Below are 24,453 nucleotides of genomic sequence, written 5' to 3' on the forward strand. Positions count from 1 at the left end.
TATTTTTGCAGAAAAAATCAAAATGATAGACTTCATTACGTTTTGCGACTACACCGGGACATTTGCCTTCGCTATTAGTGGTATCCGCTTGGCTTCTGCTAAACAATTTGACTGGTTCGGTGCGTATGTGATTGGTGTAGTTACTGCAGTAGGGGGCGGTACGATTCGCGATATCCTGCTCAATGCCACTCCTTTCTGGATGGAACAGGCCTCTTACCTGATTATCTCGGCACTGGCATTACTCTTCGTTATTATATTTCGGAAATATGTAATTAGTTTGAACAATACCTTTTTTATATTCGACGCGATCGGGCTTGGTTTGTTTGGCGTGGTCGGTATCGAGAAAGCGCTTGCCTCGGTTTCCCCATGTGGGTGGCTATCGTGATGGGGACGATCACGGGAGCTTTCGGCGGTATGATCCGTGACATCCTGATTAACGAGGTGCCGCTGATATTCCGTAAAGATATCTATGCGCTGGCCTGTGTGCTGGGCGGTGTAATTTATTTTGCCTGCCTGCAAATGGGGATCGGTCCGTCGCTGACACAGCTCATTGCGGCGACCGGTATATTTGTTGCAAGAATACTGGCCGTAAAATATCATATAAGCGTTCCTGTATTAAAAGGGGAAGAATAAAATTATTAACTTTGTGCTCTATATGACAGCAAACATGAACACTCAAAGTGAGAAAGCCTCTATCCTGCTCATCTATACAGGTGGAACAATCGGTATGATCGAAAACCCTGAAACCGGCGTGCTGGAATCGTTCAACTTCCAGCATTTGAAGGATAATATGCCGGAGTTGAAAAAGCTGGGATATGCTGTTTCGACTATCCAGTTCGACCCGGCGATGGATTCGTCGGAGATGGGGCCGGAATCGTGGATGAAGATTGTGAAGATCATTGCTGACAACTATCAGTTGTATGACGGTTTTGTCGTGCTTCATGGTACGGATACGATGTCGTTCACTGCATCAGCTTTGAGTTTTATGTTAGAGAATCTGAGTAAACCGGTCATCTTTACCGGTTCGCAGTTGCCGATCGGTATGTTGCGGACGGATGGAAAGGAGAACCTGATTACCGCTATCGAGATTGCCGCCGCCAAGGACAACGGCATTCCGATCGTGCCGGAGGTTTGCATCTTTTTCGAGAACGACCTGTTGCGGGGTAACCGTACGAGTAAGATCAACGCGGACAATTTCAATGCGTTCCGTTCATACAATTATCCTCCGCTGGCACATGCCGGCATCTATATAAAGTATGACACGCAGCAGGTCTATCATCCTGTGTCGCGGAAACCGTTGAAGCCGCATTACCTGCTGGACAGGAATATTGCGATACTGAAGCTTTTCCCGGGTATTTCCCCGCAGGTGGTAGAAAGTATCCTGAATATCCCGGACTTGAAAGGAGTGGTCATGGAAACGTTCGGAAGCGGAAACGCTCCGTGTTACGACTGGTTCCTGGCGATGCTCAAAGATGCGGTAAGCCGGGGAATTGTGATTGTGAATGTAACCCAGTGTAGTGCCGGAAGTGTGGAAATGCACCGGTATGAGACAGGGCATAAATTATTGGAAGCGGGGGTGATAAGCGGATTTGACAGCACGACGGAAAGTGCTGTGACCAAGCTCATGTTCCTTTTCGGTCACGGCTTGACGCCGGAGGAGGTGAAGGACCATATGAACTGTTCGCTGATCGGGGAGGTGACAATCCCGGATACGTTTCGCCCGTAATTCCTGTTAAGGACTGAATTGGATATTGAAATGAAACTATCATTTTTAAGTTTAGCAAGTGGAAGCAGTGGAAACTGCTATTATCTGGGAACACCCGAGTTCGGGGTGTTGATTGATGCAGGTATCGGTATTCGTACCATAAAGAAGGTGTTGAAAGATAGAGCGATCGACTTCTCCAAAATTATTGCAGTCCTGATCACGCACGACCATGCTGATCACATCAAGACGGTGGGTTGCCTGGGAGAGAAGCTTAATTTGCCGGTCTACGCGACTGCCGCCGTCCATAGAGGTATCGAGAAGAGTCGCTATGTGGAGGAGACACTGGTCAATTCCCGTAGAATAATCGAAAAGGAAATCCCTTTTACGATCCGTGATTTTCATATTACAGCTTTTGAAGTTCCGCATGACAGTACCGACAATGTCGGCTACTACATCGAATACGGGGACCATAAGTTCACTTTTGCGACGGATGTCGGCCATATTACCGATACGGTAAGCAAATATATGAGTATGGCGAACCATCTGATCATAGAGGCCAATTATGATGAGGAAATGTTGAAGTTCGGTACTTATCCCGCTTTCTTGAAAGAGCGTGTGGCCAGTCCGACCGGACATTTGAGCAACCGTGAAGCAGCCGAGTTTCTGGCGACTCATTATGATCCGAAGCTGAAAGACATCTGGTTGTGTCACCTGAGCCGTGATAATAACCATCCCGAGCTTGCTTATAAGACTGTCGATATCCGCTTGTTCCAGGAAGGCGTGCGGGTAGGCAAAGATGTCTCTTTGCATGCATTGAAGCGGACTACACCGTCCGACATTTTTGAGTTTGAATAGATTTTTTCGATAAAAACTGCAGGAAAAGTTTGCAAAGAAAAATTAAACTCCTATCTTTGCACCCGCAATCGAGAAACAACGATAGCATGAATGACTTGGTAGCTCAGTTGGTAGAGCAAATGACTCTTAATCATTGGGTCGAGGGTTCGAGCCCCTCCCAGGTCACAAATAACAAAACAGCATTTCACAGTGATTCTGTGAAATGCTGTTTTTGTTTATAGACCCTTTATGATATAGTGAAATAAGAGGCTGAGCAATTATGGGATCAGAAGTGTGGATATTGATTGATATAAGTGAACCGTGCCGGATTCGAACCGGCGACCTCTGCCCTGTCAAGGCAGCGCTCTAAACCAGCTGAGCTAACGGTTCAGGGTGGCAAAGATAAGAAAAGAATGAATAAAAAACAATTCTATGGCTCAATTTGTAAAACGGAAGAATAAGGCATCAAGCCTTATTCTTCCGTTTTTAATGCTGTTTAGTGAAACAAACTGTTCACATTATTTGTAGACTTCAAGCTCGTAAATGCGGGTGTCACGATCCCCGGTCTTTTGTGTAGGCTGGGTAACCAACAGGCGTAAATAGCGGGCTGATTCCGGTTTGGTCAGCAAACTGGTTGCCTCGTTTTTGTGGTTACCGGCCAGAACATCCAAAGTCTTCCATTCTTCGTTCAAACTGTTTCTGCCTTGAAGGAAACAGGTTCCGGTGACATAAGAATGTTCTTCATTTCCGGCGCTGACCAGCTTCCAACCGCTTATTGATTGGGTTGTTCCCAAATCGAAATCAACATGACTCGGAATGCCGGAAATATCGCACCATTTTGTTTCCGTATTGCCATCGATCATGTGCTCGGGAGATTCCTCTTCGTTCACGAAACCGGAACAGGCAATGATTTTAGCACTCTTCATCAGGTTTTCTTTTGCGGCTTCTTTCGTTGCCTCTTTGGGTCTTATGGCCGAGCGGAACAATTCGGATGCGACAGCAACCTGTTTATTGTCTTCTTGGGCAACCGTAACGGCAAACAAAACAATATTCTTGTTGTCCGGCAAGATCAGGCTTGTAGCTCCTTTAGGAATGTCCATGCCAAACTTGAACATATAGGTGTATTCGTAAGCCTGGTCTCCGTCAGGAGCATGGCGGTGAGTACCGACGTAAGCGATGTCGCCGTCTTTCAGGAAGCCTTCCGTATGTCCTAAATGTCCCCATTGGCCGATAAAGCCGGTGTATTCGGGAACCGTAATTTCCTGTTCGGATTTACCTAGACGGAATGTTCCGGTGCAATCGCCTTCGGTGGACGCTGCCAGGAAATAGATACGGTTGTAATTGCTTCCGGCAGGCAATTGGATAGTGTCTCCCTGGCAAGCTAAACCGTTGAAAGATTCTTTGTCTCCCAAACCGAACGAGATATCACCGGCATGAATTGTTTTCGGTAACAGCTCGGCTGCATACGAATAGCCAGAACTGAAGTTGCCCTCTCTGCGGAACTCATTCCAGCTCACACACTTCTTGTTGAATTTCAGAGGAACATGAGCATATTGAGGCTCTTTGACAGGATTGCCGGACGGTTTGAGTTTCACTTTGAAAGTCTTAATGGAGTAAGGCTTGATGGACACCTGCAACTTGTTACCGTTGAATAGCGCCTTGCCGATTGTTTTCTCGGTTCCGTCAGCTTCACTGGCACTCTGGATGGCGCCGGCAAAAGTAATCTCGGCAGTCTGTTCCTTCTCGCCGCCGGTTTCGTATAGGCGGATTACCAATTCGTCCGAGGATTCAGCCTTTTTCAGTGTCTTTACCACTACGCTGTTGTTATCGGAGTTGGCAAATGTGAACGATTTGCCCAACTGTCCGGCATGTTTATCCGCCACAAAAGCGGTTAACGGCTGATTCAATTCGTCTGCTCTTAGAACAGTCTTCGATTTATCCAAAGCTCCGGAATGAGGCAGCAGGCTGTAAGTGAAACGGTGGTAGCCGAAATCCTGGCGGTCCTGATAGGAATAATTGCCCTTTGTCTGCGGAGTATGGAGCAAAGTCAGACGGATTGTATTATCGTTCGGTTTGTCCCATCCGTACTTGCTGTCGTTGAGGACGGAAACGCCATAGCTGTTCCCTTTGTCGGTCAGGTCTGCCCAATACTGCGCATACACTTCGTAAGCCGTTATCGTATTGTTGCCGCGTTTCACGCTTCCGATACCTAAGTCATAAGTAGCTTCCGGGTTCGATACGCTCAACGGGAATTCTGCTTTCAACAATGAGTTGGTAGACTGCCAGTCTACTTCATTGTAGAAGTCGATGCGGTCGGCGCGGGGACCTTCGAACAAACGGATATACTGTTTAAAGACAGATTGCCCGTGATGTTTCTCTACGCAAAGCGCTTTTCTCAACTCTCCGTTCTCCACCAATGAGATTTTTACATCTTCGGTGATGGAAACCGGTTCGCGGTCTACGGTTTCTTTCATGATTTCCCAGGCGGGCCAGTTATACGATTTGTTTTCCGTAAAGAGAGCCAGGCGGATGGCTTTTCCCTCTTTCACCAATTCCTTGTTGTTTTTCTTGTCGAGGAGGGAAGTGATATCGCCGTTTTTATCCAGTGTAATCTTGTATAAGGAGTTTTCCAGCGTATTGACGCCTGCCTGCTGCAAAGCGGAAGCGGCCGGACCTCCTTCACGGACGTCGTAAACAACATAGCCGGTAGCCGGGACAGTTGCCGAAATCAATACATGAGCTTTCCCGTTTTCATAAGAAAGCAATTGGGCGGGGACTTTCTTTCCTTTCTCATCATATACTGTCATGCCTTTGGGGGCTTTAGGCATATCTAACATAACTTCAGCGAGGTCGGACACAGGGAAAGCATGTGCGTTGTAGAGGATGACCGGAGTCCCTTTCACCCGTGTATCCAACTGGCCGGCAATGCCGTTTACGGATGAAGTCAATACGCCGGCAAACTGCTTCAACGCGATCAGTTCGTCATTCCAAGAGAACTCGTAAGCTCTCGGAATACTGGTTCCTGTCAGGTCGTCATGGAACTGGTGGACGATAAAGCGGCGCCAGGCTTCTGTCAGCGTGTTTAGCGGATAGGCGTTCGTTCCCAGCCAGTCGGCTGCAACGGCAGCATTTTCAGCAGCATTGCCTAATACCTCGTTCTGGCGGTTGTATGCTTTCATAGCTGCTTCCGAAGTATAACAGCCGGTGCCGTGCACGTCCATCAACAGTTCCCCGTTGAAAACCGGCAGTTCCGGGTGGTTCTTGTAAGGCATGAAATCCTTGAACAGCTGGTCGCTGGTTGCACTGATCACTTCGACTGGTCCGTCTCCCTTGATCCCTTTTTCAACCGAACGGACAGAGGCTAAGTTCGGAGAACCACCCGTATCGCCCGTCCCATAATAACGATATACGATATTAAGAGGATCGCGTTGGCTCAGTTCCAGCAAATATTTACTGTTGGAAAGGTCTTCGTCTCTCCATCTTCTGCCATAATCATAGCCGTGTGCCAGCATGATGGAAGAGCCGTCCACGCCTTGCCACAGCCCGATGAGGAACGGATGTTTGCTGTCTCCGTAGAACGGATGGTTACGCCAGTCGAGTTTCTGCGAAGAAAAGCCGATCAGCCCGCAATGGCTGGCAATCGTCGGCAAAGTCCATCCGAAGCCGAAACAGTCCGGCAGGAATATGTCCGTACTTTCCACGCCGAACTCTTTACGATAGTATTCCTGTCCGAGCGTAATATTACGGATGAACGATTCGGGAGAAGGAATCAGGGCATCGGTCGCATCCCAGCTGCTGCCGGAGATATGCCAACGTCCGTTCTTTACGTATTCCTTTAACTCCTCATACTGGGTAGGATAATATTCCTTCATCCAGGCATATTTTACTCCTCCCTCGAAATTGAACACATAGTTGGGATAACGTTTCAGCAGGAACAAATTCTGGTTAAGCGTATTCCACACGTACTCTTTGATTGTAGTCTGGACATCCCAATTCCATTGGGTGTCTAAGTGGGCATCGGCAACCATGTAGGCCTTTGCCTTTTTCTCTTGCTTGTCTGTTTGGGCGAACAAGGAATTTCCGCTCGAAAGGATTGCGAGCGAAAGGATAGCAATTCGTAATTTCATTTGTCTAAAAAATTAAGTTCACAAATATATTATGAATTATTTGAATAAGTTCTAAAACCAGAGAAAAAGCAGCTTTTTTCGATTAGAAGGTGACTCTTCTTTAAATATGTTAAATAGTTCCACCTTTTTCTCGGTGTGAAACTAAAGTTTCATCGGCATGGAACAAAAGTTTCGTAGTCATGGAACAAAAGTTTCATAGGGAGGAACTGTTTGCTGTATAGTAACAAAAACATTACTTCAATTGGTACAAATTTAGGAGAGGATAGGAGGAAGGCGTAAAGTTTTGCGTACAAGGGGGTGTGTCAAAACTGTCCTGTTCCCGCGCTTGACGCGGGATCGCATTAAAACCGACCATATAAGCAACTGATTGATAAGGTCTGTTCTTTTGCGGCCCCGCGTCAAGCGCGGGAACAAGGGTGTTTTGACACATCCCTTTGTTTACCAGAAATACCAATAGAAAGCAGCCGTAATACCCAAGATGATGACAGAGTGGATCACATCCCAATGGTTCCAGCTGGCACGCGTAGCCGCCCGTTCGGCAGGTGTCGAGGTTCCGAAGACCAAACCTTGTATCTTTCCGGGTTCGGGAGCCTTCGTGCAGAGGCTGACAACGATTGTCAGGATAATGCAGAACAGGAACATCCATCCGCAGAAGAAGAGCCAGTTCATATCGTAGAACAGCGCCTTGAACAGATTGTCGGATGCATCTGCAACGTTGCTATAATACACTTTTGCACTCAGGCGGGTGATACCGATCATGATACCGGCCAGCATGCCCCACATACCGCCTTGCGCGGAAGTCCGTTTCCAGCAGACGCCCAAAAGGAAGGCTGCGGCAATACCCGGAGAAAGTACGGATTGCACATCTTGCAGGTAATTGTAGAGTACGTCGCCAACGCTACGCATGATAGGAATCCACAGAATACCGAGGACTACGATTACGACTGTGGCTATCTGTCCGATTACGACCAGCTTCTTTTCCGGCGTTTCCGGTTTGAAACGTTTATAGAAGTCGATAGTAAACAACATGGCCGATGAATTGAACAGGGAAGCCAGTGAGCTCATCAGGGCTGCCAGAATACCGCATACGACAAGTCCTTTTACACCGGCCGGCAGCAGTTTCGCTACGAGAGTCGGAAAGGCAGCATCGGGAATCGAGAGTGTAAACACTTCACCGTTGATGACGATGCCATTCTTGCTCAATGCGAACGCAATCATACCGGGGATCAGAAACAGGAAAACGGGCAGTAGTTTCAAATAAGCGCCGAAGATCGCCCCGCGCCGGGCTTGTTGCATATTTTTACCGGAAAGAACACGCTGCACGATATACTGGTCCGTACACCAATACCAGAAGCCGATGATAGAAGAACCGATCAGGCGCCGAGCCACGGATATTGCGGGTCGCGGTTGTCGCGGATCAATTGTGTCATCGTATCGCCGTAATCATTGACAACGACGGATTTGCAAGCCGCTATCATTTCATTCCATCCGCCTAATGCCTTGAAGCCGAGCACGAGGATTATCAGAGAACCCAGCAGTAGGATAGGGGTTTGAAGAACAGAGGTATAAAGGACGGATTTCATACCGCCGACAATCGTGTAGAGGGCGGTCAACAGCACCAGCCCGATGGCTGCAATCCAGAAGAAGTCGATGCCCCATATTTCTTTAATGCCGAATACTTGTTGGAATACCAGTCCGCCGGCATACACTGTAACGGCGACTTTGGTCAATACATAACTGATAAGGGAGATGACGGAAAGGATTGTGCGGGATTGCGGGTTGTACCGCCTTTCCAGAAATTCCGGCATTGTGTACACCATGCTGCGTGTATAGAAAGGAACGAATACCCAGCCTAATATCAGGATCATCCATCCCTGTATTTCCCAGTGTGCCATTGCCATACCGCTGGATGCTCCTGCTCCGGCCAGTCCGATCAGGTGTTCGGAACCGATGTTGGATGCGAAGATAGATGCACCGATCGCGATCCAGCTTGCATCGCGGCCGCCGAGGAAATAGTCGGCGGAATTGTTTTGTTTTTGTTTAGTTACCCATATAATAATCCCGATTAGAGCTATTGCGAACAGCCCTATTACAATGAAGTCTAATGTTGCCATAATAGTGTTTTACATGATATCCCCCTTGAATGCTACAAGGGGATTTTGTCAATCCTGCGTTGATGCCGACCGCCTTCAAACGAGGTGTTCAGGAAGGCTTCGACCGTGCGAGTGGCTTCCTCTTGACTGATAAATCTGCCGGGCATGACAAGTATGTTTGCATCGTTATGCTCGCGTGCGAGACGTGCTATTTCTTCCATCCAGCATAGAGCTGCCCGTATTCCCTGGTGTTTATTGAGTGTCATGGCTATTCCGTTTCCGGTTCCGCAGATTGCTATTCCGGGATATACTTCACCGGCTTCTACCGCTTTAGCGAGCGGATGGGCGAAATCGGGATAATCACAACTTTCTGTCGAACAGGTTCCGAAATCTTTATAAGCTAACCCTTTCGAGTCGAGTATTTGTTTTACGTATTCTTTCAATTCGTACCCTGCGTGGTCACAACATAAACCGAGTGTTTTCATATTTATCTGTTAGAGGGAGAGGTGTCGCCTCTGCAACACCTCTCTTTATGTGTTTCTTATGCTAATAATTCTTTTACCTGATTGTAGACATTCTGTCCTGTGAAGCCGAGCTTCTCATCCAGCACCTTGTAAGGAGCGGAGAAGCCGAATGATTCGAGTCCCCAGACTTTACCGTTGGCGCCAACCAATCCTTCGAGGTTGACAGGCAGGCCGGCTGTGAGTCCGAATACCTTGCTTCCTGCCGGGATGACAGATTCCTGGTATTCTTTGCTCTGGCTGCGGAACAATCCTTCAGACGGAACAGATACAATGCGAACCTTGATGCCGTCGGCACGAAGCAGTGCTGCTCCTTCCTCCAGTGTGGACACTTCCGAGCCGGAAGCAACCATGATTACATCGGGATTCTCGTCGCCTTCTACAATATAAGCTCCCTTTTCTGCCTGCAAAGCTTCCTCATAGCGGTTTCCTTTTGCGGGCAGGTCAGTGATGTTCTGACGGGAAAGAATTAATGCGGTAGGAGTGGCTGTGTTTTCCATCGCCATCTTCCATGCAATCGTCGTTTCGGTCACGTCTGCCGGACGAAGTACCAACATGGAGTTATGTCCCTTGTGGTTCTTCAGTTTTTCCATCAGACGGATCTGTGCTTCCTGTTCAACCGGTTCGTGAGTCGGTCCGTCTTCACCAACGCGGAAGGCGTCGTGCGACCAGACGAACTTAACCGGCTGTTCCATCAGGGCAGCCATACGGATAGCGGGTTTCATGTAGTCGGAGAATACGAAGAATGTACCGCAAGCAACGATAACACCTCCGTGCAGTGACATACCGATACATACGCAAGCCATCGTCAGTTCGGCTACGCCGGCCTGGAAGAATGCTCCGCTAAAATCGCCTCTCACGAATGAATGTGTCTTCTTCAGGAAACCGTCTGTCTTGTCCGAGTTGGAAAGGTCGGCGGAAGAAACGATCATGTTTTCAACCTGGGTTGCCAATACGCCTAAGACTGTGGCAGAGGCGGCGCGGGTAGCCTGGTTCGGCTTCTGTTCGATAGCTTTCCAGTCGATAACGGGCGCTTTGCCTGAGAACCATTGTTCCATCTTGGCAGCCAACTCCGGGTTTGCCTTTGCCCATTCTGCTTTTGCAGCATAGCGTTCGGCAACAATTGCTTCCAGTTCTTTAGTCCGTTTAGCATACAGTTCTGCAACTTCGGGGAAGACTTGGAACGGCTCGTCCGGGTTTCCTCCTAAGTTCTTGATTGTGTCTGCGATTGATACGCCGGCAGCGGAAAGGGGTTGTCCGTGTGTGGAAACCTTGTTTTCGTAGCTACTGTTGTCCGGACCAACGGCACCTTTACCCATGATCGTATTTCCGATGATCAGGGTCGGACGGGATGTTTCGGCTTTCGCTTCGGTCAGTGCCCGGCGGATTTCCGCAACGTCGTTTCCGTTGATCGTAATGACTTTCCAGCCCCATGCTTCGTATTTCATGGCTACGTTTTCGGCAGTCACTTCTTCTACGGTTGTAGAAAGCTGGATGTTGTTGGCATCGTAGAACATAATCAGGTTATCCAGTCCCAGCGTACCGGCAATACGTCCGGCTCCCTGTGAGATTTCTTCCTGGATACCTCCGTCAGAAATATATGTGTAAATCGTCTGATTCATAACGTCACCCAAGCGTGCTTTCAGGAACTTGGCGGCAATAGCGGCACCTACGGCGTAGGTATGGCCTTGTCCCAGCGGACCGGATGTGTTTTCTATACCACGCATCACGTTGACTTCGGGATGGCCCGGAGTTACGCTACCCCACTGGCGGAACTGTTTCAGTTCGTCGATAGTGAATTTACCTGTGAGGGCGAGTACTGAATAAAGCATAGGCGACATATGGCCCGGGTCTTGGAAGTAGCGGTCTCTGCCTTCCCATGTGGGGTTCTTGGGATCATATACGAGAAACTCCGAAAACAGTACGTTTATGAAGTCTGCACCACCCATTGCTCCGCCGGGGTGACCGGATTTCGCCTTTTCAACCATAGACGCAGCCAAAATACGGATGTTGTCTGCTGCTTTGTTCATTAATTTAATATCGTTCATCGTATGAATTATTTTATTTTTTTGCAAAGATAGGCAATCTCTTCGTATTGACCATCCTATCCTTGAAACAATTCATTTTCCGTAAAGTTTCCTAATTTCCGATATTTCTCATAAAGAGCAAGATACGTCAGATGATTTTCGTGATTCGGCAGGTATTCTTTTGCAAAACCTTGTCCCATAGCTTGCTGGGCATCTTCAATTTTGGCATATATACCGGCTGCCACGGCGGCAAACATGGAAGCACCGAAAGCGCATGCCTGTTCTGCTTTTGCCACTTTGATCGGCATATCCAATACGTCTGCCAATGTCTGCATCACAAACGGGGATTTCAGCGAGATGCCGCCGATACCGATCACACTCTCGATCTTGATGCCGTTCTCGAGGAAACGGTCTACGATGCTTTCGATCCGAATGCCGTCGCTTCCACCAGTGCGCGGAAGATAAGCGGAGCGGAGCTTGCAAGGTTGAGACCGGTGATCGTTCCTTTTACCAGTTGGCTGGCATCGGGCGTACGGCGTCCGTTCATCCAGTCTACCGCCAGGATCGTGCTTTCGCTTACCGGAACCTTGGCTGCCTCTTCGGACAGGAGCGGGATGATCTTGTCTGCTGTCTCTGCGATCAGCCTGGCTTTTGTCTCTTCGTCGATCAGCGTGCTCTTGGCTAATATGTTTTCGAGCGGCCATACCAGTACACGTTTGAACCAGGCATAGATGTCTCCGAAACCGGATTGTCCGGCTTCCAGTCCTACCATGCCGGGAATAACGGAACCGTCTACCTGTCCGCAGATGCCGGGAACCAGTTTGTCTCCCATCTCTTCATAAGAAGAAACCATGATGTCGCAGGTCGATGTGCCGATCACACGGACGAAGGTCCGGGGCGTGATTTCCGCACCTACGGCTCCCATGTGGCAGTCGAATGCGCCGACGGAAACGGCAACGTTGGTTGTCAGTCCGAGGCGTTCCGCCCATTCCGGCGTTAAAGTTCCTACCTGCGTGTCGCTGGTATATGTCTTTTCGAATAGATGGCTGCGGAAGCCTGCCAGTTTAGGTTCGAGGGCTGTCAGGAATTCTTCCGTAGGCAGCCCGCCCCATTTCTCCAGCCACATGGCTTTATGTCCGGCGGCACAACGACTGCGGTACACCTCTTCCGATTTTGTCTTACCGGTGATAAGGGCAGGCAGCCAGTCGCAATGTTCGATCCAGGCATATGCGTCTTTGCAGAGACAGTCGTCTGTGCGAAGCACATGCGCCATCTTGGCCCATACCCATTCGGAGGAATAGATGCCGCCTTCATATGCCGTGTAGTCAATGCCCCAACGTTTAGCTAATTCATTGATCTCGGCTGCTTCCCGGATAGCCGTATGGTCCTTCCATAGCACGAACATCGCATTCGGGTTCTCTGCATATTCCGGCAGCAGGGCGAGGGGAGTACCGTTTTTGTCAGTCAGGACAGGTGTACTTCCGGTCGTATCGAAAGCGATACCGACCACCTTTGCGGCTGTTCCGGCAGAGCATTGTGTTAATGATTCTTTGACTGTCGCTTCCAGCCCTTCGATATAATCCAGCGGATGCTGGCGATAGCGGTTTTTTGCCGGGTCGCAGTATTTCCCTTCCATCCAGCGGGGATAATACTTGACAGCCGAAGCGATTTCTTCGCCTGTGGCTGCATTCACGACTACGGCGCGACAGGAGTCGCTGCCGTAGTCAAGACCTATAACATATTGTTCGTTTGCCATAGCTTATGCCTGTAATGCACGGTTCAACATATAATACAGGTCATTGTATTGCAATTCCTTTTTGAAGCTGGAGATCGTCGTATCCTTGTCGATAACCACCAGTTCGATGCCTGCGATATCGGCATAATCTTCCATATATTCGACTGTCAGGTCGTAGGAGAAGCTCGTATGGTGCGTACCTCCGGCCAGAATCCAGGCAGCAGCGCCGATCTCGAGATTCGGTTGCGGAATCCACAGTGCACTGGCAACAGGAAGGTTGGGTAGCGGTTTGCTCTTGATACAGTCTACTTTGTTTACGATGAGGCGGAAGCGGTTGCCATATCGACAATTGTTGCGGCAACGCCTTCACCCGGTTTGCTGGTGAATACGAGACGCGCTGTTTCGCTGTCTATGCCGATGCTCAGGCGGTGTACTTCCAGTTTCGGCTTGTGTTCGGCTATCAGCGGACAAACTTCCAGCATATGCGCTTGCAGGATTGCGCTCCGTTCTCCGTCGAAGTTCAGCGTGTAGTCTTCGAGGAAAGAACAACCTTTCGGCATTCCCTGGCTCATGTACCACATCGTACGGTATAAGGCTGCTGTTTTCCAGTCGCCTTCCGCACCGAAACCGTACCCTTCCGTCATCAGGCGTTGAGATGCCAGTCCGGGGATCTGGTCGAAGTTGCCCAGGTCGTCGAAGTTTGTGGTAAAGGCTTTCGCTCCCTTGTCTTTCAAGATACGGCGGATTGCTATTTCTGCTTTAGCCGAGTTCCAGACCTTGGCATATGCTTCCGTACTTTTGTCTTCCAGTTCGGGGGCATGGTCGTATTCTGCAAAATACTTGCCGACAAGTTCCAGTGTGTCTTTGTCTTCTACAGAATTATAGTATTCCATCAGGTCGTTAACCGGACAGTAGTCTACATGATAACCCAGTTTCAGCTCGGCTTCCACCTTGTCGCCATCCGTAACGGCTACATTGTTCATCTGGTCGCCGAAGCGGATGATCAGCATATCCTGTGCGTCCGCCCAAGCAGCAGCTACGCGCATCCAGATTGCGATCTTAGCCTGTGCTTTCGGGTCTTGCCAGTGTCCGACCACTACTTTACGGTTCTTGCGCATACGGCTTACCATGTGGCCAAACTCACGGTCTCCGTGGGCGGACTGGTTTAGGTTCATGAAGTCCATATCCATTGTTTCCCAGGGAATCTCTTTGTTAAACTGAGTATGGAAATGAAGTAACGGTTTTTTCAATTCCTGCAGGCCGTGTATCCACATTTTGGCAGGAGAGAAGGTGTGCATCCAGGTAATGACGCCGATACATTTGTCATCGTTGTTGGCTGCCTTGAATGCTGCTGTCACTTCTTTAGCCGAGTTCACGGTTCCTTTATACACCACTTTGACCGGCAGGTTTCCGGATTCGTTCAATCCTTTTACCATTTCATTGGAATGGGCATCCACCTGGATTACCGCGTCGCCTCCGTACAGCAGCTGCGCTCCTGTTACGAACCATACTTCAAGATCTTTAAAATTTGTCATGGTCTATTGATTTAATTGTTATATGTTTATTTCTATTTTTGTCCGTAGTAAGCATTCGGGCCGTGTTTGCGCTCGAAATGTTTCGTGATAAGATGCTTGTTCATCGTAAGTTGCGGGTTGATTCCGTAAGAGATGTAAGCCATCTTGGCAACCTGTTCCATCACAACTGCGTTGTAGACGGCTTCGGCGGCATCCTTTCCCCATGAGAACGGGCCGTGATTTCCGACCAATACTCCCGGAATATGCACCGGGTTCAACTCTTTAAAACGTTCGACAATCACGTTGCCGGTTTCCTTTTCATAATCGCCTTCCACTTCCTCTTTCGTCATCTGGCGGGTGCAGGGAATGGCGTCGCTGAAATAATCGGCGTGCGTCGTACCTATGTTCGGTATGTCGCATCCGGCCTGTGCCCACGATGTCGCATAGGTGGAGTGGGTGTGTACGATTCCTCCGATTTCCGGGAATGCTTTGTATAAAACCAAATGGGTAGGAGTGTCTGACGACGGCTTTAGTTTGCCTTCCATTATATTTCCGTCCAGATCGAGAACCACCATGTCGCTGGCTTTCATTGTCTCGTAAGAAACTCCGGATGGTTTGATTACAATCAGGCCCTTTTCCCGGTCTATGGCACTGACATTGCCCCAGGTGAATAGGACCAACCCATGTTTTACCAGGTCCAGATTGGCTTCGAAAACCTGTTCTTTTAACTCTTTAACCATACTTATTTACTTCTTTATTGTGGTTTGTATGTGTCGGGTGTAAAAGTAACACTTTTGTAAAGTGAGTGCACAAAAAAAGCTATGTTCTACAACATAGCTGCCTTTATTTTGCTTTTTCTTCCCCGGGCATGGAATTTTAGTTTCATGCCCGAGAAATTCCAATCCCATGGGCATGAAGCCGAAATTGCATTCGGATGGCTCTTTTTTATAACGAGAAGTAGAAACCCTGTTCCAGCAAACGATCGTATTTTTCTTTGTTGAACATATAATAGAATGCTCCTCTTTTGGAACCTTTCTTGTCTTTCTCGTCCAACTTTTCCAGGATATCCATCGCATTGAGTTTTTTGCGGAAGTTACGTTTATCCAGTTGAGTCTGGTAGATTGCTTCATACAGGCTTTGCAATTGAGGCAAAGTGAATTTTTCGGGAAGCAGATTGAAACCGACCGGACGGGTAGCTGCTTTTCTGCGCAGGCGTGCCAGCGTGTCGGTGATCATCCGGTTATGGTCGAATATAAGTTGCGGCACTTCGCTGATCTTTGTCCATACGGCATTGTGCTCTTCCAGTGTTTCGGCACTGAAGTCATTCATGTTTACCAGTGAATAGTATGCTACGGAGATCACCCGCTCTCCAAGATCGCGGGTAACATCTCCGTAAGCACCTACCTGTTCCATAAAAAGATTATCGATTCCGGTACAGTCGGTAAGCACACGTGATGCGGCTTCTTCTATACTCTCACCGGCTTTGATAAAACCGCCCATCAGGGACCATTGTCCTAACATTGGTTCAAACTTCCGTTTATAAAGTAATACATTAAGTTCACCCTGGTTGAATCCTAAGATGATACAGTCTACAGAAACGTAAAATTTGGTTTCCTCCTGATAAAAAGCGGCTGTCATGATTTTATGGAATTATAATTAATTATGTTTATGCAAGTTTGCGTGCGCCGTCGCTGATAACTACGTTGTACAATTTCGGCTCGTGACCAAACTTGGCTGTGTAAGATTCGAATGCTTCTTTCACGAATGCATCGTATTTTTCTTCTTTCACCAGGTTAATCGTACAACCTCCGAAACCACCGCCCATTACGCGTGAACCGGTTACACCGCATTTCTTAGCTACATCGTTCAGGAAATCCAGTTCTTCGCAGCTGACTTCGTAGAGTTTGCTCATGCCGTGATGTGTTTCGAACATCTTCTGGCCTACGGTTTCGTAATCGTCTTTTTCCAGTGCTTCGCAAACGTCGAGTACGCGTTGTACTTCTTCGATTACGTATTCTGCACGCATATAGTCTTCTGCACTGATGTCACCTTTCACTTCGTTCAGCATATCCATTGTTGCATCACGCAGGAATTCAACTTCCGGATGATTGCGACGGATGGCTGCAGCAGCGTTTTCGCAAGACTGACGGCGTTTGTTGTAAGCAGAAGAAGCCAGTTCGTGTTTTACTACAGAATCCAGCAATACCAACTTGTAACCAACCGGGTGGAACGGGAAATATTTATATTCGAGTGAACGGCAATCCAGGCGGATCAGGCTTCCTTCTTTACCGAATACGGAAGCGAACTGGTCCATGATACCGCAGTTTACACCGCAATAATTATGTTCGGTGGACTGGCCGATCTTAGCTAATTCAAATTTGTCGATGTTCAGGGAGAACAGGTCGTTCAACGCAAATGCGTATGTGCTTTCCAATGCAGCGGAAGAGGACATACCTGCACCCAGGGGAACATCACCTGCAAATACGGTGTCGAATCCCTGGATCTGTCCGCCACGTTTGATGATTTCGCGGCAAACACCGAAGATGTATCTTGCCCAGCTTGCTTTTGGTGCGTCTTCTTCGTTCAGACCAAATTCGGCGTAATCATTCAGGTCCACAGAGAAAGCACGGACTTTACCTGTTCCGTTCGGCTTGATTTCAGCAATCATGCCTTTGTCGATTGCACCCGGGAATACGAAACCTCCATTATAGTCGGTATGTTCACCGATCAAATTGATACGACCCGGAGATGCATATACGCTACCTTCTACAGAGAATAACTCCTGAAATTTATTTCTGATTTTTTGTCTCATGATAGATTTGTTTTTTAATTAGGTTATTAAACAATTGAAGAAATTATCCGACTACAAATATAGTTAGATAATTTCTTCAATCATATAGTTACACTTATTTTTTATTCAACAGGAATGTCCTTGTTTACATTCTTGCAACCGACTAATGCATAGAACAACAAGTAAGCCAAAGCGATGAGGATGACAGCGTAGCTGGTCATGAATCCGGACATATCGGCTATCTGGCCCTGGATCAGAGGCAGAATACCACCACCGCAAACCAATACCATAAAGATACCGGAAGCAGCTTCCGTGTATTTACCTAAACCTTCTACAGCCAAGTTGAAGATACCACCCCACATGATGGAAGTACAAAGACCGCAAAGTGCCATAAACATGATGCTGATAGGAACTTGTGCCGTACCGAAAGAAATATCGCTCTTAAATACCGGCATACTTACCAAAGTTGTGATCGGGCAGACAAATGCAAGGATGATGAACAGGATACCGACACTTGATGCAAGCGTAAGCATCGCTTTACTTGTAAACTTACCACCCAGAGATGCTCCGACCAAACGTCCGATCAGCATCAGGAACCAATATGTTCCTACTACCGAACCTGCGATTGTAGAGTCGATTGCCAAACCGCCGCCTGCTTCCGGTGTCATCATAAACAAACCTGCGAAATGAGGAATACCAACTTCGATACCTACATACACAAAGATTGCGATTGCACCGAATTTGAAATGACGGAAGGACAACGGGCTGTGTTCGTTCTTTACATTTTTAGCTTTAGCCAAACTTGGTTCCGGAATGCTCATGAAGAACAAAACCAGGAATGCTATGGCAAAGATAGCCATTGCGATGTACAGAGCGGGTAATGCTTTTTCAATTGTGCGTTCTTCAACAACGGTACCCATCAGATAACCGACCAAAACCGGAACGATAGTTGCTGAAACCGAGTTCAACGAACCACCCATCTGGATTAACTGGTTACCCTTCTTGCCGCCACCACCGAGCGTGTTCAACATCGGGTTTACTACTGTATTCAACATACACATAGAGAAACCTGAAACGAAAGCACCGGCAACGTAAGTGGCAAATCCCATTTTAGAGGAAAGTACCTGGATACCTACACCGACAAAACCAACGATAATTGCGATTAACGCTGTCTTTTTGTAACCGATTTTTTGCAAAAGCATACCTGCGGGGATTCCCATAAAGGCATAGGCTATAAAGTTTGCAAAGAAACCTAACGTAGCTTCGAAGTTGGATGCTCCGAATTCGTTTTGCACAATTGCCCCGAAAGGTTGAGGCAAACCCGTAACGAAAGAGATCATAGCGAACAATGCGAACATCATCGCTATTGGTAATACATAACTTTTCTGTTTAGTTGACTCCATTTCTTTTTAGATATTTAGATTATTAATATTTAGGTCTGTTGGATTCTATTTATTCAATCGTGAATTTATAGATAGTCTTGCTCTGGAATACTTCGCCCGGGCGCAATACGGTGGACGGATATTCCGGCTTATTCGGACTGTCGGGATAATGCTGTGTTTCCAGGCAGAGAGCGGCGCGGGCCGGATAGCGCTGTCCGTTCTTCCCAACGAAATTGCCGGTCATCCAGTTACCTGTATATAGTTGCACGCCCGGTTGTGTGGTGTAGCATTCCATTACGATGCCGGTTTTAGGCGACATGCAACGGGCACAGAACGACAGTTCGTTTTCTTCTGTTTTATTTAATATATATGTATGGTCATATCCTTTTCCGAAATTCAGCGCTTCGAAATCTTCGTCGATGCGTTCGCCTACTTCGTGCGGAGTGCGGAAGTCCATCGGAGTGCCTTCCACCTTTTCTTTCGGGCCATAAGGGATAGCCGTATCGTCTGTCGGCAGGTAATAATCTGCGTTGATTGTCAGTTTATGGTCGTAAACGGAAGGATCGCCCTGGCCTGAGAGGTTGAAATAGGAGTGGTTCGTCAGGTTGAGCACAGTCGGCTTGTCCGTTACGGCGTGATACATGATCACGACTTCGTTGTCATCGGAGAGGTGGTAAGTCACAGTCGTATCAAGCTTTCCGGGGAAGCCTTCTTCGCCGTCGGCGGAAGTGTATTTCAGCTCTACCGTCTGGTTGTCGATCTTGTTCAGATCCCAGACAACGGAGTTGAATCCTTTCAAACCGCCGTGCAGACTGTTAGGCCCGTTGTTGATAGCCAGTTTATCGTACACAACACCATCCAATGTGAATTTTCCGCCTGCAATACGGTTTCCATATCGTCCGCAGATTGCTCCGAAATAGGCTTCTTCGGAAACCAGGTATTCGTCTATAGAATTGTGTCCTGTTACTACATCGGTTAACTTCCCGGACCGATCCGGTACCATAAGCGATACAATTTTTGCACCGTAGTTGGTAATGGTAAGTTCTGCTCCTTTGTTATTTGTAAGGATGCATAGCATCGTCTCCTTGCCGTCTAATTGCTTGCTGAAGTTAGCCACAGTTAAGCCAGACAGCGTGCTTTCGTTCTTCATGTAAATAATGTTTCAAAATTGTGTGTAAAATTACTCTCTTCTTTGTATTCATGCACTACTTTAAAGATGTTTTATAGCATAAAAGGGCTTTTTGTCGACTAAAATGAGTGATTTCTCACCTTTGAATCAAAACAATTAGTGTACATTTGCAACTAAATAATCTTTATATTCACGGAAAAACACATATCTATGACAAAAAGTATGAGAAAAGCCATTGCCCTGTGTCTATTTAGTATGGGAGCTGTCGGTTTAATGGCACAAAGTAATGAGTTTAAGATAGATGTACAGAGGCCGGGTGCACCTATCCAATCGACCATGTACGGTATCTTTTTTGAAGACATCAATTTTGGTGCAGACGGAGGCTTGTACGCTGAGCTTATTAAGAACCGTTCTTTTGAGTTCGATAATCCTTTTGGTGGCTGGACTCCTTTTGGGAATGTGACAGTGCAGACTAAAAATCCCTGTTTCGACCGTAACCCGCATTATGTCCGTCTTTCTTATGAAAAAGAACTGACCGGCACGGGCTTGGATAACGAAGGTTTTAAAGGTATCGGTATCCGGGATGGGGAAAAGTATGATTTTTCTTTGTACGCCCGTGTTCAGTCCGGTGCGCCTGTCAAATTGCGTATTAATCTGGTGAACAGCCAAAACGACCTGTATGAAGAAAAGGTAATTGAGGTTAGCGGTAAGGAATGGAAAAAATATACGGTAGTCCTGACCCCGGGAGCAACAGAGGCTCATTCCCGCCTGCGTATTACGATGGCGACAAAAGGAACGGTCGACCTGGAACATATTTCATTGTTCCCGCAAAAGACATTCAACAATCGTCCGAACGGGATGCGTGCCGACCTGGCGCAGGCGTTGAAAGATTTGAAACCGGGTGTTTTCCGTTTTCCGGGCGGTTGTATTGTGGAAGGGACCGACAAGGCAACCCGCTATCAGTGGAAGAACACGATCGGCCCGGTTGAAAACCGTCCGATCAACATCAACCGCTGGAATTATACATTTGCCCATAAGAAGTTTCCCGACTATTACCAGTCTTACGGTTTAGGCTTCTTCGAATATTTCCAGTTGAGCGAAGATATAGGAGCCGAACCGCTTCCCGTATTGAACTGCGGTCTTTCCTGCCAGTATGAAAATCATGATCCGAATGAGAATTGTCCGGTGGATAAGCTGCAACCTTATATTGACGACGCACTCGACCTGATCGAGTTTGCCAACGGCCCGGTTACCAGCAAATGGGGAAAGATCCGTGCCGATATGGGACATCCGGCCCCGTTCAACCTAAAACTTCTTGCGATCGGCAACGAACAATGGGGATCGCTTTACACGGAACGTCTTGAGCCGTTTGTAGAGGCCATCCGTGCCAAATATCCGGAAATACAGATTGTCGGGAGTTCCGGTCCGCAGTCGGAAGGAGAAGACTTCGATTATCTATGGCCGGAGATGAAACGGCTGAAGGTCGATTTGGTGGACGAACATTTCTATCGTTCTCCCGAATGGTTCCTGAACGGAGCCAAACGTTATGATTCGTATGACCGGCAAGGCCCGAAAGTGTTTGCCGGAGAATACGCCTGTCATGCTCCCAATCGTGAGAACAGCTTCCTGACAGCCCTTTGCGAGGCCGCCTTTATGACGGGGCTCGAACGAAATGCGGATGTCGTACATTTATGTACATACGCTCCGCTTTTTGCCCATGTCGATGCCTGGCAATGGCGTCCGGATCTGATCTGGTTCGATAATTTGTCGTTGGTAAAAACTCCGAACTATTATGTACAGCAGTTATACGGCCACAATGCCGGCACGAATGTACTGCCGTTAACGATGCAGAATGAGCCTGTAACGGGACAAAACGATCTTTATGCCACTGCCGCTGTCGACAAAAAGACAAATGAACTGATTATCAAGATTGCCAATACCGGAATCCGGCATAAAAAAGTGAAACTGAATATGAACGGCCTTTCCGCCGGCAAACATAAAGGAACGCTCACATTGCTTCATTCTTCGGATCTGGAAGCAAAGAATACATTGTGTAATCCTTCTGTTGTTGTCCCGGTCGTGTCCGATATCGAGATCGAAGCGCCGGAGACAGAAGTGACATTGAGTCCGCTCAGTTTCTCAGTTTATCGTTTTAAACTGTAAGAATAAAAGATGTTAAAGACGGAAAAGATGAGAGCTGATTTAATAACATAGCTACTGTCACTGACTGTTTCCGTGCTATCAGCACAGGAACTGTCGGTGGCAGGTCCGGATCAAAACCTGGAAGTTCAGGTTTCTTTAAAAGATGGCAAACCTGTTTACCGGGTTAGCTATAAGGAGAAAACAATACTTGAAAATTCACCTTTGGGACTTGTCTCGAATGTCGGTGATTTCAGCAAGAACATGACCTATGTGGAGCATAAGGCCAGGCGGATAGACAAGACTTATACGCAGGATCGCATCAAACAATCGAGTATTCATTACCAGGCGAACGAGTTGACCTGTACGTTTGCCAATCCGGATCAGCAGAAAATCGAGGTTGTTTTCCGTGTCAGCAATAACGATGTCGCGTTCCGTTATGTGATGCCGCGATACGGGGAAACCGGCAGTTGTATGATCGAGAAGGAAATGACGGGATTCGATTTCCCTTCTTACACGACTACATTCCTGTGTCCGCAAAGTGATGCCATGATCGGCTGGAAGCGGACAAAGCCCAGTTATGAGGAAGAATACAAGGCTGATGCTCCGATGGACGAACGTTCGCAGTATGGGCATGGTTACACATTCCCTTGCTTGTTTCGTGTGGGCGGTGATGGCTGGGTTCTTGTCAGTGAAACGGGTGTCGACAGCCGTTATTGCGCTTCCCATTTGAGTGATGCTACAGCGGATGGTCTGTACACGATTGCATTTCCGATGCCGGAGGAAAATAATGGAAACGGTTCTGCCGCTCCCGGTTTGTCTCTACCAGGCAGTACACCGTGGCGCACGCTTACAGTCGGCGAAACATTGAAACCGATCGTCGAAACGACTATTCCCTGGGATGTCGTAGACCCTTTATATGAAACAGAGCATGATTATCGCTTCGGACGTGGAACCTGGAGCTGGATTCTCTGGCAGGACGGGAGTATTAATTATGACGACCAGGTGAAATATGTAGACTTTGCAGCAGCGATGGGTTATGAATATGTATTGATCGATAACTGGTGGGATACGAATATCGGTCGCGACCGGATGAAATCGCTTGTCGACTATGCGCACCGCAAACATGTGGATGTATTCCTGTGGTATAGTTCCAGTGGTTATTGGAATGATATCGAACAGGGGCCGGTCAACTGTATGGATAACCCTATTATACGCAAGCGGGAGATGAAATGGCTTCGCAGCTTAGGAGTGAAAGGCATCAAAGTTGATTTCTTCGGTGGTGACAAACAGGAAACGATGCGTCTTTATGAAGCGATCCTGAGCGATGCCGACGATAACGGGTTGATGGTCATTTTCCATGGCTGCACAATTCCGCGCGGTTGGGAACGCATGTATCCGAACTATGTCGGGAGCGAGGCTGTCCTGGCTTCCGAGAATCTGATATTCAACCAGCATTATGATGATAATGAGGCTTTTAATGCCTGTCTGCATCCGTTTGTCAGGAATACGATCGGTTGCATGGAGTTTGGGGGCGTTTTGCTGAATAAGCGTCTGAACCGGACGAACGATGGCGGTACGATTCGTAAAACGACCGATGTTTTCCAGTTGGCGACAGCCGTCTTATTTCAGAATCCGATCCAGAATTTTGCGCTTGCCCCTAATAACCTGACGGATGTTCCGGCTTTTGAAATCGATTTTATGAAGCAGGTGCCGACTACTTGGGATGAGATTCGTTTTATTGACGGTTATCCCGGTAAGTATTGTGTTTTGGCCCGCCGTCATGCCGACAAATGGTATGTGGCAGGTATCAACGCCGGTAAAGAACCGCTGAAGCTGAAAATAACTCTCCCTATGTTTGCCGGAAAGAATGTTACGGTGTATGATGATGACAAGAAGCGCAATCCGCGCATGACCGAGACATCCGTTAAAGCCGATGGAACAATCCAATTGGTTATCCAACCGGAAGGCGGGATGATTTGTTTGTTATAGCGTCTGTGTCCTGGCGGGTTTATCCTATTGATTCATCATCTACTGGTTCACTTTTTCTTAGTTTTAAGCCTCCTGAAAATAACAAAATAGACAATAACCCCCTGTTTCGGGTATTTTTCTATTTCGTCCGAAATCTTGATCGATTTTGGTTTGACTCTTTTCACGATTTTAGCCCATTCGGATGACAACAGAGAAAATGAGGTGCCGAGCCCATATCGAAAAGCATACAATTTGATTGCTGAAAACCGGAAACAACAGCAAAGTGATAAAGCTTAACTCCCGGAGAATCGAATATTTGCAGACGAAGGCGGACTGCGTTCCAAATATCCAAAGGAAATTTTAGGGGCTTGTTGTTGTGAGGTGCGCAGAAAATAGTCTTGAAGTAACGCTTCATCGCTCTGAAGGTTGACTTCGTACTATATGAAGTCTGACTTCGGGGCAATAAAGTTCCGGATCAGAGCGAT

Annotated in this window: 12 protein-coding genes, 2 tRNA genes and 4 pseudogenes; 6 read left to right on the forward strand and 12 right to left on the reverse strand. The window is 47.6% G+C overall.

The window, feature by feature from the left end:
• Positions 1 to 22: 22 nt before the first annotated feature.
• The 4 genes and pseudogenes from DW083_RS07700 to DW083_RS07715 all read left to right on the forward strand — a co-directional run bounded on the left by DW083_RS07700 (position 23) and on the right by DW083_RS07715 (position 2,725).
• Positions 23 to 633 (forward strand): annotated as a pseudogene (locus DW083_RS07700) (trimeric intracellular cation channel family protein).
• A 22-nt stretch (positions 634 to 655) separates the two neighbouring features.
• A complete protein-coding gene (locus tag DW083_RS07705; protein WP_115499768.1) occupies positions 656 to 1,726 on the forward strand; it encodes an asparaginase in 1,071 nt (356 codons plus the stop codon).
• A 30-nt stretch (positions 1,727 to 1,756) separates the two neighbouring features.
• Positions 1,757 to 2,560 (forward strand): MBL fold metallo-hydrolase, encoded by an 804-nt coding sequence (locus DW083_RS07710; protein WP_115499767.1) that lies wholly within the window; start codon positions 1,757 to 1,759, stop codon positions 2,558 to 2,560.
• A gap of 92 nt (positions 2,561 to 2,652) precedes the next feature.
• A tRNA-Lys gene (locus DW083_RS07715) sits at positions 2,653 to 2,725 on the forward strand.
• Positions 2,726 to 2,854: 129 nt separating this feature from the next.
• On the opposite strand, the gene DW083_RS07720 is transcribed toward DW083_RS07715, so the two are convergent.
• From DW083_RS07720 to DW083_RS07775, 12 genes and pseudogenes are all read right to left on the reverse strand, one after another.
• Positions 2,855 to 2,929 (reverse strand) — tRNA-Val (locus DW083_RS07720).
• 128 nt (positions 2,930 to 3,057) lie between these two features.
• Positions 3,058 to 6,666: a glycoside hydrolase family 38 C-terminal domain-containing protein gene (locus tag DW083_RS07725; protein ID WP_122331992.1), complete on the reverse strand. Its 3,609-nt coding sequence runs from the start codon at positions 6,664 to 6,666 to the stop codon at positions 3,058 to 3,060.
• A gap of 438 nt (positions 6,667 to 7,104) precedes the next feature.
• Positions 7,105 to 8,780, reverse strand: a pseudogene (locus DW083_RS07730) (sodium:solute symporter).
• A gap of 32 nt (positions 8,781 to 8,812) precedes the next feature.
• Positions 8,813 to 9,244 carry a ribose 5-phosphate isomerase B gene (gene rpiB, locus DW083_RS07735; RefSeq protein ID WP_115500826.1) on the reverse strand — a complete coding sequence of 144 codons (432 nt, stop codon included), beginning with the start codon at positions 9,242 to 9,244 and terminating at the stop codon, positions 8,813 to 8,815.
• 56 nt (positions 9,245 to 9,300) lie between these two features.
• On the reverse strand, positions 9,301 to 11,328 hold the full coding sequence (locus DW083_RS07740; RefSeq protein WP_122331993.1) for a transketolase: 2,028 nt from the start codon (positions 11,326 to 11,328) through the stop codon (positions 9,301 to 9,303).
• Positions 11,329 to 11,384: 56 nt separating this feature from the next.
• A pseudogene (locus DW083_RS07745) lies at positions 11,385 to 13,063 on the reverse strand (ribulokinase).
• A 3-nt stretch (positions 13,064 to 13,066) separates the two neighbouring features.
• Positions 13,067 to 14,577: pseudogene (gene araA / locus DW083_RS07750) on the reverse strand (L-arabinose isomerase).
• 32 nt (positions 14,578 to 14,609) lie between these two features.
• Positions 14,610 to 15,296 carry an L-ribulose-5-phosphate 4-epimerase gene (locus DW083_RS07755; protein ID WP_122331994.1) on the reverse strand — a complete coding sequence of 229 codons (687 nt, stop codon included), beginning with the start codon at positions 15,294 to 15,296 and terminating at the stop codon, positions 14,610 to 14,612.
• Positions 15,297 to 15,501: 205 nt separating this feature from the next.
• A complete protein-coding gene (locus DW083_RS07760) occupies positions 15,502 to 16,194 on the reverse strand; it encodes an NUDIX domain-containing protein (RefSeq protein WP_122331995.1) in 693 nt (230 codons plus the stop codon).
• Between the two features lie 28 nt (positions 16,195 to 16,222).
• Positions 16,223 to 17,368 (reverse strand): galactokinase, encoded by a 1,146-nt coding sequence (gene galK, locus DW083_RS07765; RefSeq protein ID WP_115500832.1) that lies wholly within the window; start codon positions 17,366 to 17,368, stop codon positions 16,223 to 16,225.
• Positions 17,369 to 17,469: 101 nt separating this feature from the next.
• On the reverse strand, positions 17,470 to 18,750 hold the full coding sequence (locus tag DW083_RS07770) for an MFS transporter (protein ID WP_122331996.1): 1,281 nt from the start codon (positions 18,748 to 18,750) through the stop codon (positions 17,470 to 17,472).
• A gap of 49 nt (positions 18,751 to 18,799) precedes the next feature.
• A complete protein-coding gene (locus DW083_RS07775) occupies positions 18,800 to 19,879 on the reverse strand; it encodes an aldose epimerase family protein (RefSeq protein WP_122331997.1) in 1,080 nt (359 codons plus the stop codon).
• A 189-nt stretch (positions 19,880 to 20,068) separates the two neighbouring features.
• On the opposite strand from DW083_RS07775, the gene DW083_RS07780 reads away from it, so the two are divergent.
• Both DW083_RS07780 and DW083_RS07785 read left to right on the forward strand, forming a co-directional pair.
• A complete protein-coding gene (locus DW083_RS07780) occupies positions 20,069 to 22,021 on the forward strand; it encodes an alpha-L-arabinofuranosidase C-terminal domain-containing protein (protein ID WP_122331998.1) in 1,953 nt (650 codons plus the stop codon).
• 72 nt (positions 22,022 to 22,093) lie between these two features.
• On the forward strand, positions 22,094 to 23,989 hold the full coding sequence (locus DW083_RS07785; protein ID WP_370038856.1) for a glycoside hydrolase family 97 protein: 1,896 nt from the start codon (positions 22,094 to 22,096) through the stop codon (positions 23,987 to 23,989).
• Positions 23,990 to 24,453: the final 464 nt, after the last annotated feature.

It is taken from the genome of Parabacteroides sp. AF48-14, from assembly GCF_003477465.1.
GTDB lineage: Bacteria > Bacteroidota > Bacteroidia > Bacteroidales > Tannerellaceae > Parabacteroides > Parabacteroides acidifaciens.

Bases quoted from the DNA above. Each gene is read 5' to 3' on its own strand.
- DW083_RS07740 (WP_122331993.1), bottom strand. From the start codon at position 11,328: ATGAACGATATTAAATTAATGAACAAAGCAGCAGACAACATCCGTATT.
- DW083_RS07775 (WP_122331997.1), bottom strand. From the start codon at position 19,879: ATGAAGAACGAAAGCACGCTGTCTGGCTTAACTGTGGCTAACTTCAGC.
- DW083_RS07770 (WP_122331996.1), bottom strand. From the start codon at position 18,750: ATGGAGTCAACTAAACAGAAAAGTTATGTATTACCAATAGCGATGATG.
- DW083_RS07780 (WP_122331998.1), top strand. From the start codon at position 20,069: ATGACAAAAAGTATGAGAAAAGCCATTGCCCTGTGTCTATTTAGTATG.
- DW083_RS07710 (WP_115499767.1), top strand. From the start codon at position 1,757: ATGAAACTATCATTTTTAAGTTTAGCAAGTGGAAGCAGTGGAAACTGC.
- rpiB (WP_115500826.1), bottom strand. From the start codon at position 9,244: ATGAAAACACTCGGTTTATGTTGTGACCACGCAGGGTACGAATTGAAA.
- DW083_RS07705 (WP_115499768.1), top strand. From the start codon at position 656: ATGACAGCAAACATGAACACTCAAAGTGAGAAAGCCTCTATCCTGCTC.
- DW083_RS07760 (WP_122331995.1), bottom strand. From the start codon at position 16,194: ATGACAGCCGCTTTTTATCAGGAGGAAACCAAATTTTACGTTTCTGTA.
- galK (WP_115500832.1), bottom strand. From the start codon at position 17,368: ATGAGACAAAAAATCAGAAATAAATTTCAGGAGTTATTCTCTGTAGAA.
- DW083_RS07755 (WP_122331994.1), bottom strand. From the start codon at position 15,296: ATGGTTAAAGAGTTAAAAGAACAGGTTTTCGAAGCCAATCTGGACCTG.
- DW083_RS07725 (WP_122331992.1), bottom strand. From the start codon at position 6,666: ATGAAATTACGAATTGCTATCCTTTCGCTCGCAATCCTTTCGAGCGGA.